This window comes from Planococcus sp. BI3, assembly GCF_056680115.1.
In genome coordinates this window covers 3,802,748-3,817,874 of the sequence record NZ_CM155266.1, presented here as the reverse complement: position 1 = coordinate 3,817,874, position 15,127 = coordinate 3,802,748, and the positions used below count along the sequence as shown (strand labels likewise).

The following is a 15,127-nucleotide window of genomic DNA, read 5'->3' as shown; positions in this document are numbered from 1 at the left end:
TCCCTTTCCTGTAGAGACAATTTATTCATTGGTAGGTTTTTATGTTCTACGGGCTGTAAACCCAGATGAAAATGAAAAATCAAGGAATCTCTTCCTTGATTCTTCAACTGGTCTTTTCACTTATTCTTCATTTGCTGCCAATGCTTGATCGATGACATCTCTGCCGATTTGATCTTCGTATTTCGTATAAACGGATTCAGCCGCTTCACGGAATTGGTTGCGCTGCTCGTCGGTCAAATCGTTGATCTGCATGCCTTCTTCTTCCAACTGGGTAAGGAATTCGCCGTCCTGCTCTTGAGCCAATTCGCGCTGCTCTGCACGGAATTCTTCAGATGCTTCTGTCATCAGTTCCTGCAGATCCTCCGGCAGGCCGTTATAGAAATCATTGTTCACAAGCAACGCAGTAGCTGCGTACACGTGTCCCGTCAATGTCAGGTAATCCTGCACTTCATAGAATTTGTTTGTGTAGTAAAGGGAAATCGGGCAATCCATGGCATCATAAGTGCCTTGTTGAAGGGCAGTGTAAAGTTCTCCAAAGGCAAACGGGGAGGCGTTTGCACCGAAGGCATTGAATGTATCGGTATGCAACGGGCTTTCCAATGTCCGCATTTTGAGCCCTTCCATGTCTTCTGGCGATTCAATCGGCCCTCTGTTATTGGAGACATGGCGGAAACCATTTTCACCAAAGACCAGGCCTTTCATGCCATTGTTTTCAAGATCTGCCATCAGTTCCTGGCCGAGTTCGCCATCCAATGCACGGTAAGCGGCTTCGTTGTTATTGAACAGGAAAGGCAAGTCAAACACCTGGAATTTCTCATTAAATGAAGCCATTGCCGCTACTGCCGGAATCGTCATTTCCACATTCCCGAGTTGAACCGCTTCAATCGCTTCACGGTCCGAACCGTACAATTGGCCATTCGGATACAGTTCCACTATTAAACGGCCATCTGATTCCGCTTCCAACTTTTCTTTAAAAGCCACTGCTGCGACATGCGAAGACTGTTCTTCCGGCACCAGGTGGGCAAGGCGGATCGTATAGGTATCCTCACCCGTTTCTCCGCTTTCTGTCGTCGTTGTTCCACTGTCCGGTCTTCCGCAGGCTGATAAGATAATTAATCCAATAAAAAGTAGTCCGAGTAGTTTTTTCATAGTTCCTCCTGTGAGATGTATTTCAGCAGCCGGTTTTCAATATTGTCCAAATGGATGGCCAGCTGCTGCTTGGCTTTGTCCAGGTTTCCTTCTTCGATTGCCTGAATAATGGAGAGGTGTTCGCCATAAGCTTTTTTAGCACTGTCGGCAGCGGTATCCGATAACAGCAAAAACGCTCTGCTGCCGCCGCTGTTGATGCCTTTAATCATTTCCTTCAAGCGATTATTGGTGTGATTCTGGTACAGGAAAGAATGGAATTCCTGGTCCAGATCCATAAATTCCACAACGTTTTGCGCCTGCACTGCCTGAAATTGGCGTTCAATATTTTTCTTCATTTCTTGCATGATGACAGGCTGTTGATCTGCCTTCGAGAGATTTTCAAGTCCATGGATTTCCAAAAGTCTGCGAAGCTCCATGATTTCTTTAACATCCTGGAAAGTAAAGGCCGCGACTACCGCCGGCTTTGTTTTCCTCATCTCGATAAGCGCATCAACAGCCAGTCTTTTTAAGGCTTCCCTTAAGGGCGTTCGACTGATTCCAAGCTCCAGCGCCAGCTTTTCTTCCGGCAGCTCCTGCCCTGGTTTCAGTTTTCCGGTAATGATCATTTTCTTGATATACTCGTATGCCTGGTCTGCCAGCGTGGCTTGTTTCACTATCTTTTCCATAATTCCTCCCTTCTACATAATTAGTTCACACAGTGTATACTGTATACAGAAAGTATAGAATAGACAGATTCGTTTGTATAGTAAGAATTCTAATTTTCTAATAACTTCATGCATTAATTTTGCTCTGCGATAATTACTTTTCTCTAGAATAAAGAAATGGTACCTACAAAAAAACCAGGAACTGATTCCTGGTTCAAATTCTTCCCTATTCATTTGCCGCTAAGGCGCGGTCAATCAGATCTTTGCCGATCTGGCTTTCATATTTATCATAAACAGATTGTGCAGCCTGGCGAAACTCATCACGTTGTTCTGCAGTTAACTCGTTCACCTGCATGCCTTCCGCTTTCAGCTGCTCCAGAAATTCCACGTCCTGCTGCTGAGCGAGCGCACGCTGTTCATCCCGGAATTCCTCAGAAGCTTCCATAACCAATTCCTGCAGATCCGAAGGCAAGCTGTTATAGAAATCATTGTTCGCCAGGAGGATTGCAGCGGCATAAACATGGCCCGTCAAAGTCAAATAATCCTGGACTTCATAGAATTTATTTGTATAATACAAGGAAATCGGGCATTCCATGGCATCATAAGTTCCCTGCTGCAGGGCCGTATAAAGCTCTCCAAAAGCAAAAGGTGATGCATTGGCGCCAAATGCTTCAAACGTATCTGTATGCAATGGATTTTCTAAAGTGCGCAATTTCAGCCCTTCCATGTCTTGGGGCGATTCGATCGGCTGTTCATTGTTGGAAACGTGGCGGAAGCCGTTTTCGCCGAAGGCCAGGCCCTTTAGATCGCTTTCTTCCAAACTGTCCAACAATTCCTGGCCAAGTTCACCGTCCAATGCGGTGTAAGCTGCTTCATAGTCATTAAACAGAAACGGCAAATCGAAAACCAGAAATTTTTCATTGAATGAAGCAAGTGGCGCCACTGCCGGAATGGTCATTTCCAAGTTGCCCAACTGGACAGCTTCAATCGCTTCGCGGTCCGAGCTGTATAATTGGCCATTCGAATACAGTTCAACAATCAGCCGCCCATCAGACTCCTGTTCCAATTTTTCTTTGAACTTCAAGGATTGGATGTGGGCGGAATGCTCTTCCGGTACCAGATAAGCCATTCGGATAGTGTAAGTTTCTTCCCCTTCGCCTTGCTCAGTTGAAGTGGATTGATCAGTGGGCCGTCCGCAGGCTGTCAGCACAAGCAGCAGAATCAGTGCAAAACCGATGAGTTTTTTCATAGTCCCTCCCTGTTTGATTTTTTTAAATTCTTTACCCGTATTTGAATTCAGGCTAAACCTGCATATTTTCAGCAACTATCTTTTACATAAAGGAGCTCTGTTTACATGACCAATCACTGGATCAGCCAATTGCAAAGCACATTAAAAACAGATCAATATTCAACCAGCGTCAGCGAATTATACCGGCATAGCCATGATGAATCGGAGCACACGCCTGTGGAGCCCGAAATCGTCTGTTTCCCGGAATCAACAGAAGATGTAGTGGCCATTATGCAAATTGCACGTGAAGCAGCGGTACCCATCACCCCATTCGGCATCGGTTCTGGACTGGAAGGCCAAGCCATACCTGTAAAAGAGGGCATTTCGCTTAACTTTGAACGCATGAACCAGGTGGTGAAGTTCTCACCGGAAGATTTATTGGTCACCGTTCAGCCTGGCATCACGCGCCTGCAATTGAACAGCATCATCAACCGGCATGGCCTGCAATTCCCGGTCGATCCCGGTGCAGATGCTTCAATCGGCGGAATGGTCGCCAATAATGCCAGCGGAACGACCGCTGTCCGCTATGGCGTCATGCGCGACCAGATTATGGATTTGGAAGTGGTGCTGGCGGACGGTACGCTGCTCCATACTGGAACAAAAGCGAAGAAATCGTCTTCCGGCTACCATTTGACGGGTTTGTTCACCGGTTCTGAAGGGACGCTTGGCATCATTACGGAAATCACGTTAAAGCTTCATGGGATTCCGGAGCACGTTATCGCTGCCAGCTGTACTTTTGAGACGCCCCATCAATGCGCAGAAGCCGCCCATATGATCCTGCTGAGCGGAATTCCTGTTCAGCGTATGGAATTTGTCGACGCCTATAGCATCGGAAAAGTGAATGCCTATGGAAACTACGGACTGCCCGAAAAGCATTCCCTCTTTTTTGAATTTGCCGGCATGAAGAATGCTGTCGAAGAAGAGGCTGCTCTGGCTCAGGAGCTGCTTCGCGATATGAATGCAGAAAACTGGCGTGTTGCTGCAGATTCAGAAGAACGGGCAATGATCTGGAAAGCCAGACACGAAATGGCTTATGCCTACAGACATCAATCGGGAATGACGATCACTGGAGGCGATGTCTGCGTGCCGATTTCGAAACTTCCGGAACTGATTGATTATGCGCTGGAATTGATTGCAGAAAGCGGGCTGGAAGGCGGCGCTTTGGGGCATATCGGGGATGGCAATTTCCATACGTCCATCGCCTACGATGCCAAGGACCCTGCCCAACGGCTGGCCTCAGAAAAGATCAACGAAAAGCTTGCCTACCGAGCCATTGAACTGGAAGGCACTTGCACAGGTGAACATGGCGTCGGCCTTGGCAAAATGAAATACCAGGATGCTGAACACGGAGCGGCTGTTGCAGTCATGAAAAATATGAAGCGCATGCTGGATCCCGATAACCTGCTGAACCCCGGAAAGATATTCATATAAAAGCCAGCTGAGGATAGAGAGCCTCAGCTGGCTTTTATTTGCATAGTAGAAATTTTAAAATCCGAGCCGTTCTCTGACACTGGCCGTGTAGTTTTGGCTAACCGGCAAAATCGAGCCGTCCCTAAGCGTCAATTGATAATTCGATGCAATATCACGGGAGATCTCTTCTATATAATTAATATTCACGATATAAGAACGATGGATCGGCAAGAAACTGTCCGGCAACTGATGCTTCAAATTTTTCAAGGTATGGATTGAGCAATAGGTTTCATTTTCTGTATAAAACCAGGTTTTCTTCTGGCTGCTTTCGACATGGGAAACCATGTCAACCGGAACCGGCCGCCATGTTTCATCAATCTTCCCTGTCAGAAAACGGATCGGCTGTTTTTGGCGGACCAGGTAATCCGGCGGCAGGATGATTACCAGCACCCCTTCTTTATCGCCAACCTTGATCGGGTAGCCGATGCCATAGTAGGCTGTCCCCAAAATCGACTCCTCGACGAACATCTCGATTCGCTGCCCTTCCTTTTTTGCACGTGCTGCGATGCTGCCAGGCAATACCGGCTGGCCTTCCTGAATCTGCAGATCATATACACCCGCTTTATAGTAGGTGTAGTTTCCCTCCACAGCAATCGCAATCGATGCTTCTTTTGGAATCCAATCCCCAATAATAAACCCCATTTGCTCCAACATACTGTTCTCCATCCCCCGACTCCCCTTCCAAATGTATGTGTTCCACTTTAGAAATCATTGGCGGAAGATTCTCCACCTCAGCTTTATCGCCAAATAACCGCTTTTGTCGCTGAATACTCCTTTTCGTCCTGTTTGCGAGACAGTTAGAATTTTCTGTTATATATTAATATACATCAAAACAAACTGTATTAATACAGTTACTCTAATTTTTTTCTCAGAAAGGGATGATTTTTTTGTTAACTAAATCGAATGTGACTATAAAAGGTGAAGAAGTTCCAGGAATGGAGACTATTTTAACTCCTGAAGCTTTAAATTTTATTGAAAAACTGCATAATAATTTCGATCAGCGCCGAGTCAAACTTCTTGAAAAGCGCCAAACGCGCCAAAAAGAAATTGATTCTGGAAAAAAACTCGATTTCCTGCCTGAAACCAAACACATTCGAAATAACAACTGGACCATCGCCCCTCTTCCGGAAGACATGAAAGACAGACGCGTTGAAATTACGGGTCCGACCAACCGAAAAATGCTGATCAATGCCTTGAATTCAGGAGCCAAGATGTTTATGGCAGATTTGGAAGATGCCACAGCACCGAATTGGTTCAACGTCATTGATGGCCAAGTGAATTTACGCGATGCGGTCCGGCGCCAGATTGATTTTGAAGCTCCGGAAACCGGCAAAAAATATGCCTTGAATGAAAAGACAGCTGTTCTGATGGTTCGTCCCCGCGGATGGCACCTGATGGAAAAAAACATCCATATTAATGGACAACCGATTTCCGGAAGTCTTGTCGACTTCGGATTATACTTTTTCCACAACGCACAGGAATTGATCGACCGTGGCACCGGCCCTTATTTCTACCTTCCGAAATTGGAAAGCCATTTGGAGGCTCGCCTCTGGAACGACGTTTTCGTCTTTGCGCAAAATGAACTGGCAATTCCACAAGGCACGATCCGTGCAACCGTATTGATTGAAACCATTCTGGCAGCATTTGAAATGGATGAAATCCTTTACGAATTGCGTGATCATTCTGCCGGCCTCAATTGTGGACGTTGGGATTATATCTTCAGTGTCATCAAGCGGATGCGCAATCTTCCGGAATACATTTTCCCGGATCGCTCACAAGTGACGATGACCGTTCCGTTCATGCGTGCCTATACACAGCTGTGCATCAAGACCTGCCACAGACGCAACGCACCAGCTCTAGGCGGCATGGCTGCCCAGATTCCGGTCAAAGGAAACGACGAAGCCAACGCTGCCGCGTTCCAAAAAGTCGCGGAAGACAAACGCCGCGAAGCAGTAGACGGCCACGACGGCACTTGGGTTGCACATCCTGGAATGGTCGCAATCGCAATGGAACAGTTTGACGAACATATGCCGACTCCTAATCAGATTGATAAAAAACGTGAAGATGTCCAAGTAACCGCTGCACAATTGGTTGAAGTTCCGACGGGTACGATCACCGAAGAAGGCCTTCGCTCTAATATTTCAGTCGGCATTCAATACATCGCTTCATGGCTGTCCGGCAACGGTGCCGCTCCCATCAATAACCTGATGGAAGACGCCGCAACTGCCGAAATTTCCCGCTCTCAAGTATGGCAATGGATTCGCCATCCAAAAGGAATTTTGGATGACGGCCGAAAAATCGATATTCCGTTATTCCATGAAGTCATTGAAGAAGAAGCCGCCAAGATTCAACAAGCGGTCGGCGAAGAAAGATACTCAACCGGAAATTACGTTGAAGCCCGCGAGTTGTTTACAAACCTTACTTTGCAAAGTGATTTTGCTGAATTCCTGACACTGCCTGGATACGAAATACTAAACTAAACCAAACTAAATTACTGGAGGAGATCATAATGAAAAACACACAAACTTACGAGACTCGTTCAAAAAAAGAATGCCGGGAATGTGGCTGTGAAATCAAAGAGCGACGCGAATCAATCATCTATGAATGCGAACGCTGCATCGGCAATACAGAACAATAGAATAGAGTTGAAGAGAGGATGACCCGTTGTGGGTTGTCCTTTTTTTATTGGGGACTGTGTTGTGAGGCAGTTACAGAATTTTGGCAAGTTAGTTTTTAAAACCAATTGCAATCAGTGGAACTTCCATTTACAGAAGTCAGAGCTTGGCTCGCCATGAAAATCTCCTAAACAGGAGCTGTACAGAAAAAAAGCCCAAGCGAACCCGGGCGGCTGAATTTATTCCTGATTGGATGATTTGAAACGGTAACGGGTATCCTCTTCGAGTTTATTGAAAACCTCGATATAGCGGGTCCCGCCTTGTTCGGGCTCATCGGTCGCTTCGTCTCCATTGAGGATTTCGTCGAGTGGACGTGCCTCAGGTTCAATGATCACTGAATCGTAATCATCCATCAACCCCTGAAGCTCTCCATAGCTTTCAATCCCTTTGTCTTTCTTCACTTCTTCGAATAGCCGGTCCGACTCTTCCTGGGTTAATTCAACATACCCGACTGTGATGCGTTGTTTTTCCATTTTCTAAAACCTCCTGTGGCGTAATCATTCATTTCTGCTTCTATACCCTGCACTGGAAAATGCATAAACCTGCAGCTGCCATTCGCTGGAAGAAGGCTCTAATTTCCGCTATGATGGAAACAGCAAAAAAAAATTGAGAAACCGGAGTTGATCGCCTTGCGTGTAGCCATATTTGATTTTGATGGAACTTTGTATTCGAAAGAAACTTTCCAGCTGATGATGGACCATTTGAAGAACCATCCCGAGCACAGCAAACGCTACCGCCAATTTTACCGGGCCATCATGCCGCCTTATATCGGCCACAAGCTGAAAATCTACCCGGAGCGAAAGATGCGCGAGCGCTCTGTCCAGGCTTATCTGTCTGCGCTGGAGACGTTCACACGACCAGAGCTTGAACAATATTTCGGCGAGATTGCCGACCGAATGCACGGCGATATGAACCCCAATGTCGTCGAGCGCATGAAAAACCATGTTGCCAATAATGATTACGTCATGTTGGTTTCAGGAGCCTTTACCCCGCTGCTCCACGCGGTCACAAAGCAAATGCCGATCAAGACCATTATCGGGACAGACATTCTCTATAAAAACAATATCCTGGATCACCTGACACCCATCTTACATATTCAGGGACCGTTGAAAACGATAAAAATCATGGAAGCACTCGCAGGCCAGGACATCGACTGGGCCAACAGCTATGCCTACGGCGACAGCCATTCGGACTTGCCTGTGCTCGAACTCGTCGGCCATCCGGTAGCCGTGCAGCCTGAACCCCGGCTGCGGACAGTCGCCGCACAGCGCAACTGGGAGATTATTTAGTATTTAAAAAAGCGAATCGCCGATGCGATTCGCTTGAGCTTGTAGACAAAAGGATATATACGTCATTGTCTTTCTACTGGATCCTACGCTCCAGGCGGACGCTTTCCGCGGGCTCGCGCCGAACTAACTCGGACTATCGCCCGAGTGGATTTCGGCACTTCGCTGTTCCCGCAGGAAAGATAATCGCCGAAGGGAGTTCGGCCATTATCTTTGCGACGAAGCAGCGTAGCGATGCAGGAGCATATCTTTGCCCTTCGCCGCCTTACGCTCCGGATCCTTGAGTGAAGGGTTTACTAGATTTGTTGGGACTATTTTTTTCTGGAACAGACTAGCAGGCTTCTTTCTTTAATTGAAGCGACACACACCTAATCGCGCTGGCCACGAAGACTCCTGTGGGACAGCTAAAGCTGAGTCCACGGAAAACGAAGTGGCCGGACCGGTTGAGGATTATAAACTGCTATTCATTTTGGGAAGACATTGTCTACAGTCTGAAGCGAATCGCCAATGCGATTCGCTTTTTTCATTCCTCATCCAAAGCTTCAATACAGATCCGAACGCCTTTCAGCAGATCTTCATGGGACCAGCTTGGAATCCGGCCATGCTGAATCGCAAGTTCATGCGACGCGGGAATGTGGATAAATCCTGACTGCAACGCAGGGTTATTCGTATGGGCGTAATGCAGGCCTTCGTACATGACATTGTTGCATAGATAGGCACCCGCAGTATTGGAAATCGTTGCAGGCAGTCCATTCGCAAGCAGGCTGTCGACCATTTTCCGAACTGGCAGCGTGGACAGGTATGCCGGCTGCCCTTCATCGCGGATCGGTTCATCGACGGGTTTATTGCCTTCGTTATCGGCTGCCCCGTCCTTGACATTGATGGCAATCCGTTCCGGTGTGATTTTATATCGCCCTGCTGCAAGTCCAAGCGAAATCACTGCATCCGGATTTTCCTCATCGATAAACTTAAGCAGCGCCGCTCCTGAAGAATTAAAGTCCACCTGCATAATCTTCCCGACTATCTGGTAATTTCCAATCATCATGCCATTCAGCGCTTCCACTATTTTCATTGTCGGATTGACCGTATAATCCAAAAACGGTTCAAAACCGGTCAACAGCAATTTTTTCATTTCCATCTCCTCCTAACCGCTATTATACTCAAACTTTCTGTTGTTTCCTATCTGGCAACGCCTAAATTATCAGAAAATAATAACTTTTCATCTTCGAGTAAATAACCCTTCTCAAAGTCTTGGCGGTGTGTTAAAATTCATTTTAATGAATAAACATACAAACACTAGGGGGAAACATACATGATTAAGAAAAAGCCATTTATCGCATTATTCGCCTCATCCGCATTATTATTGGGGGCTTGCGGCAGTGACAGTGCGAGTGAAGGAGCTTCAGAAGAAAAAGAAGTATTGAAAATGGGCACATCCGCTGAATTTCCTCCATTTGAATCGCGTAATCCGGAAGGCGAGATTGTCGGATTCGATATTGACTTGGCCAATCATATTGCGGATGAACTCGGCTATGAACTTGAAATTACGGACATGAAATTTGATGGCTTGGTCGGCGCTTTGCAGAATGACCGTGTCGATATGGTCATTGCAGGCATGTCTGCAACTGACTCCCGTAGAGAAAACGTTGATTTTTCCACAGAATACAACCATTCAGGCGAAATGTTCCTGACAGCTAAAGGCTCAGAGCTTACTACACTCGAATCACTGGAAGGCAAATCCGTTGGCGTCCAGCTTGGAACCATCCAGGAAGAAGGCGCGAAAAGCATCATTGCCGATGAAGGCATCAATTTTGAATTGAAAGCGCTGGACGACTCTGGTGCATTGATTCAGGAAATCCTTTCTGGCCGCATCGATGCTGCATACATGGACAAGCAAGTTGCTATCGGCTATATCGAGGCACAGGATCTTGGATCGTTCGATGATCCGACGACCGCTTCACCAGGCATGGCTGTCGCTTTCCCGAAAGACAGTGACCTTGTCGAAGAAGTTAATGGCGTACTTGCCGAAATGGAAGAAAGCGGCGAACTCGATGCGCTGAAGGAAGAATGGCTGACTGACGAAGAGTAAACTTACTTTTAGAAAAGAGTTGTAATATATGAACCTGGATTTCTCACAAATTGTTCCCTACATCCCTTTCATGTTGGAAGGGATATGGGCCACCTTAAAATTCGTCTTTTTCGCCATTATTCTCGGAGCCATTCTCGGAACCGTGCTGGCTCTCTTTAAAATAGGCAGCATCAAACCATTGCGATGGTTCGCCGGCGCCTATACGTCGATTTTCCGTGGAACACCGCTGATCCTGCAATTGATGATCATCTACTATTCCACACCCCAGCTGACCGGATATGATATATCGGCATTTCTGTCCGCCATCTTGGCTTTTGGACTGAATTCATCCGCTTATATTTCAGAAATCATCCGTGCCGGCATCCAGGCAGTCGATAAAGGGCAGATGGAAGCGGCGCAAGCTCTTGGCGTTCCTTACCGGTCCATGATGAAAGACATCATTTTGCCTCAGGCCCTGAAAAACATCCTGCCGGCTTTGATGAATGAATTCATCACCTTAACAAAAGAATCCGCCATCGTCTCGACCATCGGTTATCTCGATCTGATGAGACGCGCACAAGTTGTCGGCTCGGACTTGTTCCGAAACTTCGAACCCCTGTTATTTGTCGGCCTCATTTATTGGTGCATGGTCATGGGCTTGACGATGATCGGCAGAGTTTTCGAACGGAGGCTGAAACAAAGTGATTAAGGTCCAGAACCTGTATAAAAAATTCGGCACCAATGAAGTTCTCAGTGACATTTCCACTGCCGTGGCGAAAGGTGAAGTGGTTTCGATTATCGGCCCTTCCGGTTCAGGCAAGTCGACTTTTCTGCGCTGCTTGAATCTGCTGGAAGTCCCGACTTCCGGCACCATCGAAATTAACGGCAAGAATCTGACGGCTTCTAAAAATAATATCCATAAAATCCGCCAGCAAATCGGCATGGTGTTTCAGCATTTTCATTTATTCCCTCATTTGACGGTACTTGAAAACCTGACCTATGCACCGATGAAAGCAAAAGGCATCAAAAAAGCGGAAGCGGAAATGAAAGCACGTCTCCTGCTGGAACGCGTCGGCTTATCCGAAAAAGAAAAGGATTATCCGAACAGCCTGTCAGGCGGACAGAAACAGCGTGTCGCGATTGCCCGTGCCTTAGCGATGGAGCCGGAACTGATGCTGTTTGATGAACCGACATCGGCACTCGATCCCGAAATGGTCAAAGAAGTACTGGACGTCATGAAAGACTTGGCGAAATCCGGCATGACGATGGTTGTGGTGACGCACGAAATGGGCTTTGCCCGTGAAGTCGCAGACCGTGTCCTGTTCCTCGACCACGGCGTACTGGTCGAAGAAGGCCAGCCAATCGAGTTTTTCAGCAATCCGAAAACCGAACGCGCCAAAGATTTCCTCGATAAAGTATTGTAGCAGGTGTCCTACCGGATGCCTGTTTTTTTGTGGCTAGGCATTTCCCCGCTCTTGCGTTTGTTCATTTGATGCTCAAATATGCACAGGCAGTTCCCCATCTTGACATGTTATAATCAAACTTGGCAACCATGCAGAAAACAGAGGTGGAAAATGTGTTTAGAAAAATTATTATTTTAGCTGGCGTCTTATTTTTCATGTCGCTGATCGTCTTTACAGCCGTCATGTTTTTAAAAAATGAAGTTGATCTTTATTCAGAAAATAATGTGTCTCTAACCGTTGAAAAACCGACTTTCATTACGCTCAGCGAACCTGAAGTCAGCGAAAGCGGTTCAGATCTTAAACAGGTATATAATATGACATTGCTTGGACTGGACGTCGGAACCTATACATTGGTCGACCGGTCGCTCGAAAACGGTACGTCCATCATTTTCGAAGAAATCAAAAATACCGGCTGGATTCCTTATACGTTTTCGATGAATGTCAACAATCTGGAAGACGCCGACTACAAGTCCTGGAATCCAGAACCGACTGTCAGACTCGACGAGGCAGTATACGGCCCAGACCCTACCACCAATCCTTATGGAGTCTTCGCAACCGAAAACAGCGAAATCCTGGTCGGCAATGTTTATGTATCCCGCAACCTGCAGCTTGGCAACGGTGAATGGGTACGGGAACTGCGCCATGAGATTTCGGAATTCACCTTGGAAGAAGGGGTGCTGTCGAAAAACCTGTGGCTGCCGCCTAAACATTCAAGCCAGACCTGGCTGATGGCCGCACAGGATCCTTTGTTCGAAACAGAAGAAGCTGAAGACGAGTGGATCCAATTTTCACTTGAAAACCGCCTGTCCCAGTTAAACTGGCTGACACCTGATGGGCCGTACGTCAAGCTCGAATTGACGGATGATCCGCGAACAGAGCTTGCTTATGGCTCCATCGATAAACGGACGGCAGACCTGACTTCGCTGGAATGGAATGAAACCTCGCCTTCCCTGTTCTTTGAATCTATGATTCTAAATGCAGAAATCAATCAGCAATGATAAGCAAAAAAACGGAGCTGTCCCATAAATCCCTAAAATAAAACCGCTGGAGAAAAATCAATGATTTTCTCCAGCGGTTTTTGCTTTGTATGCAGTTTTCTCAGAAAGCAGCTTGTGGGCCAAGGCTTTTTTGGGATTTTATTTGAAAAGAAGATTTTTTTTATTCCAGTAATAGAGCTTACGGTCCAAGTTGGGCAGAATAAAAAATACGGTCCAAACTCGGCACAATACTGTCTGCGCGCTAAAATGCTTCCAGAATGTCGGAGTGGCCGTCTTTAAAACTGCCTTGATGGGACATTTTTGTGCCCACTAAAAATTTCAAAGCAATCCACAGTGAACCGATTCCAGCAACCTGCCGGAATTCCCGATTGCTGATGGTCTTTTTCTTATGGATTTCTTCGAAATAGACCAGTAAAATCCTAAGCTACTTCCCTTTCTATTTAACAGAATAATCTGTATACTGTAAGTGAGATAGGACTCCGCCTTCATTGTCATATGGCTGCTGATTATGAAACAAGGAGGTTGTTCATAATGGAACGCAAAGTACTCGATCCACGAGAAGCTGAACGTCGTTTAGATGACGATTTCAATGCGGTTCTGAATATGATTGGCGAAGGTTCACCTGATTATGCAGCCTATGAAGAAGACGAGATTCCAAAAGAGCGGCAGCGTGAAGAAGACAAGGCGAAAGACCTTCACTGACGCCGGATGATCACCTCTCCTTATTGGGGAGGTGATTTTTTATGCAACAAAACCCCGTTCACAGAACGGGGTTTTTGCTTAGTCCATCATTTCTGCCACGTAATCATACGACCGCAGGCGATCTTCCTGATGGAAGATCGGCGAGTTGACGATGACTTCGTTGGCTCTCGTTTTTTGGATGAAGTTTTTCAGTTTTTGTTTGACGACATCAGGTGTGCCGACAATCATAGATTCAGAATCCAACTTGTCACGGAAAATCGCAATTTCACGATCCGTCCAAACCTCCTCGAGAACATCAATCGGTGCCTGGAAGGTCGTCGGCTCTCCTCTCATCAACGAAAACATCTGCTGCTGAGAAGAAGTCGCAAGCCATTCAGCGCGCTCCTGTGTTTCTGCCACAATGATATTGACGCCCAGCATCGCGTAAGGCGCTGCCAAAGCCGGAGACGGTTTGAAGTTCTGATGATACAATTGAAGCGCCTGCATCATGTAATCCGGCGCAAAATGGCTGGCGAAAGAAAATGGCAGACCTTTGAGTGCCGCAAGCTGAGCACTGAATCCACTTGATCCTAATAGCCAAAGCGGAATCTTCAGGTTGGTGCCGGGATAAGCCCGTACACGCCCGACCGGATTTTCCGAGAAGTAATTTTCCAGCTCTGCCACCTGCTGCGGGAAATCATCTCCACTGCTCTGCAAGTTTCGTCGCAGCGCATGGGCGGTTGCCTGATCACTGCCTGGTGCACGGCCTAATCCTAAATCAATGCGTCCCGGATAAATGGTTTCGAGCGTACCAAATTGTTCAGCGATAACAAGCGGTGAATGGTTCGGCAGCATGATGCCGCCAGAACCTACACGAATGGACTCTGTCGCGCCTGCAATGTGGCCGATAAGAACCGATGTCGCCGAGCTGCCGATGCCCGGCATATTATGATGCTCAGCCAACCAGTAACGGTTGAACCCTAACTTCTCTACATGCTGTGCCAACTCCACGCTATTCTTAAAGGCCTGTGCGGTTTCTGAACCTTCATTAATTGGTGCCAAATCTAGCACAGCCAATGGTATATTTTCGAATTTCTTAATTGCCATGTCTACTTCCACTCCTATCCTTTCCATTGTAGCGATGTTTCATAAAAACTTCCTTTTTTCTGCTCATCAAAGAAAAGCGGAAGCGCCTGTTCAGCTCTGAAAGGCATAAGGCAGAACAGCAGAGTGGCGTTTTTTGCCACGCCGCTGGGTTGACTTATGATCCGAAGAGCTAGGCGCTGGAGCTGGACAATAAGAAAAGCGCAAGCGATCGTCTTAGACCCGACAGCCAACGGGACTTATGATCCCGAGGGTCTGATCGCTGGAGCTGGACAACACGAAAAGCGCAAGCGCCTGTTCA

16 protein-coding genes are annotated in these 15,127 nt (G+C 46.9%); 9 read left to right on the top strand and 7 right to left on the bottom strand.

The window, feature by feature from the left end; genetic code table 11:
- Nucleotides 1–120: 120 nt before the first annotated feature.
- The 3 genes from AC1MEO_RS18760 to AC1MEO_RS18750 form a co-directional block, all read right to left on the bottom strand.
- Nucleotides 121–1,149: a TRAP transporter substrate-binding protein gene (locus AC1MEO_RS18760; protein ID WP_480333352.1), complete on the bottom strand. Its 1,029-nt coding sequence runs from the start codon at nucleotides 1,147–1,149 to the stop codon at nucleotides 121–123.
- Nucleotides 1,146–1,814, bottom strand: coding sequence for a GntR family transcriptional regulator (locus AC1MEO_RS18755; RefSeq protein ID WP_480333350.1), 669 nt, complete (start codon nucleotides 1,812–1,814; stop codon nucleotides 1,146–1,148). Before AC1MEO_RS18755 ends, AC1MEO_RS18760 begins: the two co-directional genes overlap by 4 nt.
- Before the next feature lie 205 nt (nucleotides 1,815–2,019).
- Nucleotides 2,020–3,042, bottom strand: coding sequence for a TRAP transporter substrate-binding protein (locus tag AC1MEO_RS18750; protein WP_480333348.1), 1,023 nt, complete (start codon nucleotides 3,040–3,042; stop codon nucleotides 2,020–2,022).
- Nucleotides 3,043–3,147: 105 nt separating this feature from the next.
- Between AC1MEO_RS18750 and AC1MEO_RS18745 the strand changes: the two genes are divergently transcribed.
- Nucleotides 3,148–4,512, top strand: a complete 1,365-nt coding sequence (locus AC1MEO_RS18745; RefSeq protein ID WP_480333346.1) for an FAD-binding oxidoreductase — start codon at nucleotides 3,148–3,150, stop codon at nucleotides 4,510–4,512.
- 54 nt (nucleotides 4,513–4,566) lie between these two features.
- Here the strand turns inward: AC1MEO_RS18745 and AC1MEO_RS18740 are convergent, their stop codons facing one another.
- Nucleotides 4,567–5,217 carry a LytTR family DNA-binding domain-containing protein gene (locus tag AC1MEO_RS18740; protein WP_480333344.1) on the bottom strand — a complete coding sequence of 217 codons (651 nt, stop codon included), beginning with the start codon at nucleotides 5,215–5,217 and terminating at the stop codon, nucleotides 4,567–4,569.
- Nucleotides 5,218–5,429: 212 nt separating this feature from the next.
- On the opposite strand from AC1MEO_RS18740, the gene aceB reads away from it, so the two are divergent.
- On the top strand, nucleotides 5,430–7,031 hold the full coding sequence (gene aceB / locus AC1MEO_RS18735; RefSeq protein ID WP_480333342.1) for a malate synthase A: 1,602 nt from the start codon (nucleotides 5,430–5,432) through the stop codon (nucleotides 7,029–7,031).
- 29 nt (nucleotides 7,032–7,060) lie between these two features.
- Nucleotides 7,061–7,189 carry a protein YhfH gene (locus AC1MEO_RS18730; RefSeq protein WP_480333340.1) on the top strand — a complete coding sequence of 43 codons (129 nt, stop codon included), beginning with the start codon at nucleotides 7,061–7,063 and terminating at the stop codon, nucleotides 7,187–7,189.
- Between the two features lie 216 nt (nucleotides 7,190–7,405).
- Here the strand turns inward: AC1MEO_RS18730 and AC1MEO_RS18725 are convergent, their stop codons facing one another.
- Nucleotides 7,406–7,699 (bottom strand): hypothetical protein, encoded by a 294-nt coding sequence (locus AC1MEO_RS18725; protein WP_480333338.1) that lies wholly within the window; start codon nucleotides 7,697–7,699, stop codon nucleotides 7,406–7,408.
- A 156-nt stretch (nucleotides 7,700–7,855) separates the two neighbouring features.
- Between AC1MEO_RS18725 and AC1MEO_RS18720 the strand changes: the two genes are divergently transcribed.
- Complete coding sequence (locus AC1MEO_RS18720; protein WP_480333336.1) at nucleotides 7,856–8,515, top strand: HAD family hydrolase; 660 nt, start codon at nucleotides 7,856–7,858, stop codon at nucleotides 8,513–8,515.
- A gap of 520 nt (nucleotides 8,516–9,035) precedes the next feature.
- Here the strand turns inward: AC1MEO_RS18720 and pcp are convergent.
- Nucleotides 9,036–9,644 (bottom strand): pyroglutamyl-peptidase I, encoded by a 609-nt coding sequence (gene pcp, locus AC1MEO_RS18715; protein ID WP_480333334.1) that lies wholly within the window; start codon nucleotides 9,642–9,644, stop codon nucleotides 9,036–9,038.
- A 180-nt stretch (nucleotides 9,645–9,824) separates the two neighbouring features.
- Between pcp and AC1MEO_RS18710 the strand changes: the two genes are divergently transcribed.
- From AC1MEO_RS18710 to AC1MEO_RS18690, 5 genes are all read left to right on the top strand, one after another.
- A complete protein-coding gene (locus AC1MEO_RS18710; protein ID WP_480333332.1) occupies nucleotides 9,825–10,601 on the top strand; it encodes an ABC transporter substrate-binding protein in 777 nt (258 codons plus the stop codon).
- Between the two features lie 28 nt (nucleotides 10,602–10,629).
- Complete coding sequence (locus tag AC1MEO_RS18705) at nucleotides 10,630–11,289, top strand: amino acid ABC transporter permease (protein ID WP_480333330.1); 660 nt, start codon at nucleotides 10,630–10,632, stop codon at nucleotides 11,287–11,289.
- Entirely contained in the window at nucleotides 11,282–12,004 is a 723-nt protein-coding gene (locus AC1MEO_RS18700; protein ID WP_480333328.1) for an amino acid ABC transporter ATP-binding protein, read from the top strand. The genes AC1MEO_RS18705 and AC1MEO_RS18700 overlap by 8 nt, the downstream gene beginning before the upstream one ends.
- Before the next feature lie 152 nt (nucleotides 12,005–12,156).
- Nucleotides 12,157–13,041, top strand: a complete 885-nt coding sequence (locus AC1MEO_RS18695; RefSeq protein ID WP_480333326.1) for a hypothetical protein — start codon at nucleotides 12,157–12,159, stop codon at nucleotides 13,039–13,041.
- Nucleotides 13,042–13,572: 531 nt separating this feature from the next.
- Nucleotides 13,573–13,743: a hypothetical protein gene (locus AC1MEO_RS18690; protein ID WP_480333324.1), complete on the top strand. Its 171-nt coding sequence runs from the start codon at nucleotides 13,573–13,575 to the stop codon at nucleotides 13,741–13,743.
- A 78-nt stretch (nucleotides 13,744–13,821) separates the two neighbouring features.
- Here the strand turns inward: AC1MEO_RS18690 and AC1MEO_RS18685 are convergent, their stop codons facing one another.
- Complete coding sequence (locus AC1MEO_RS18685; RefSeq protein WP_480333322.1) at nucleotides 13,822–14,829, bottom strand: LLM class flavin-dependent oxidoreductase; 1,008 nt, start codon at nucleotides 14,827–14,829, stop codon at nucleotides 13,822–13,824.
- Nucleotides 14,830–15,127 lie beyond the last annotated feature (298 nt).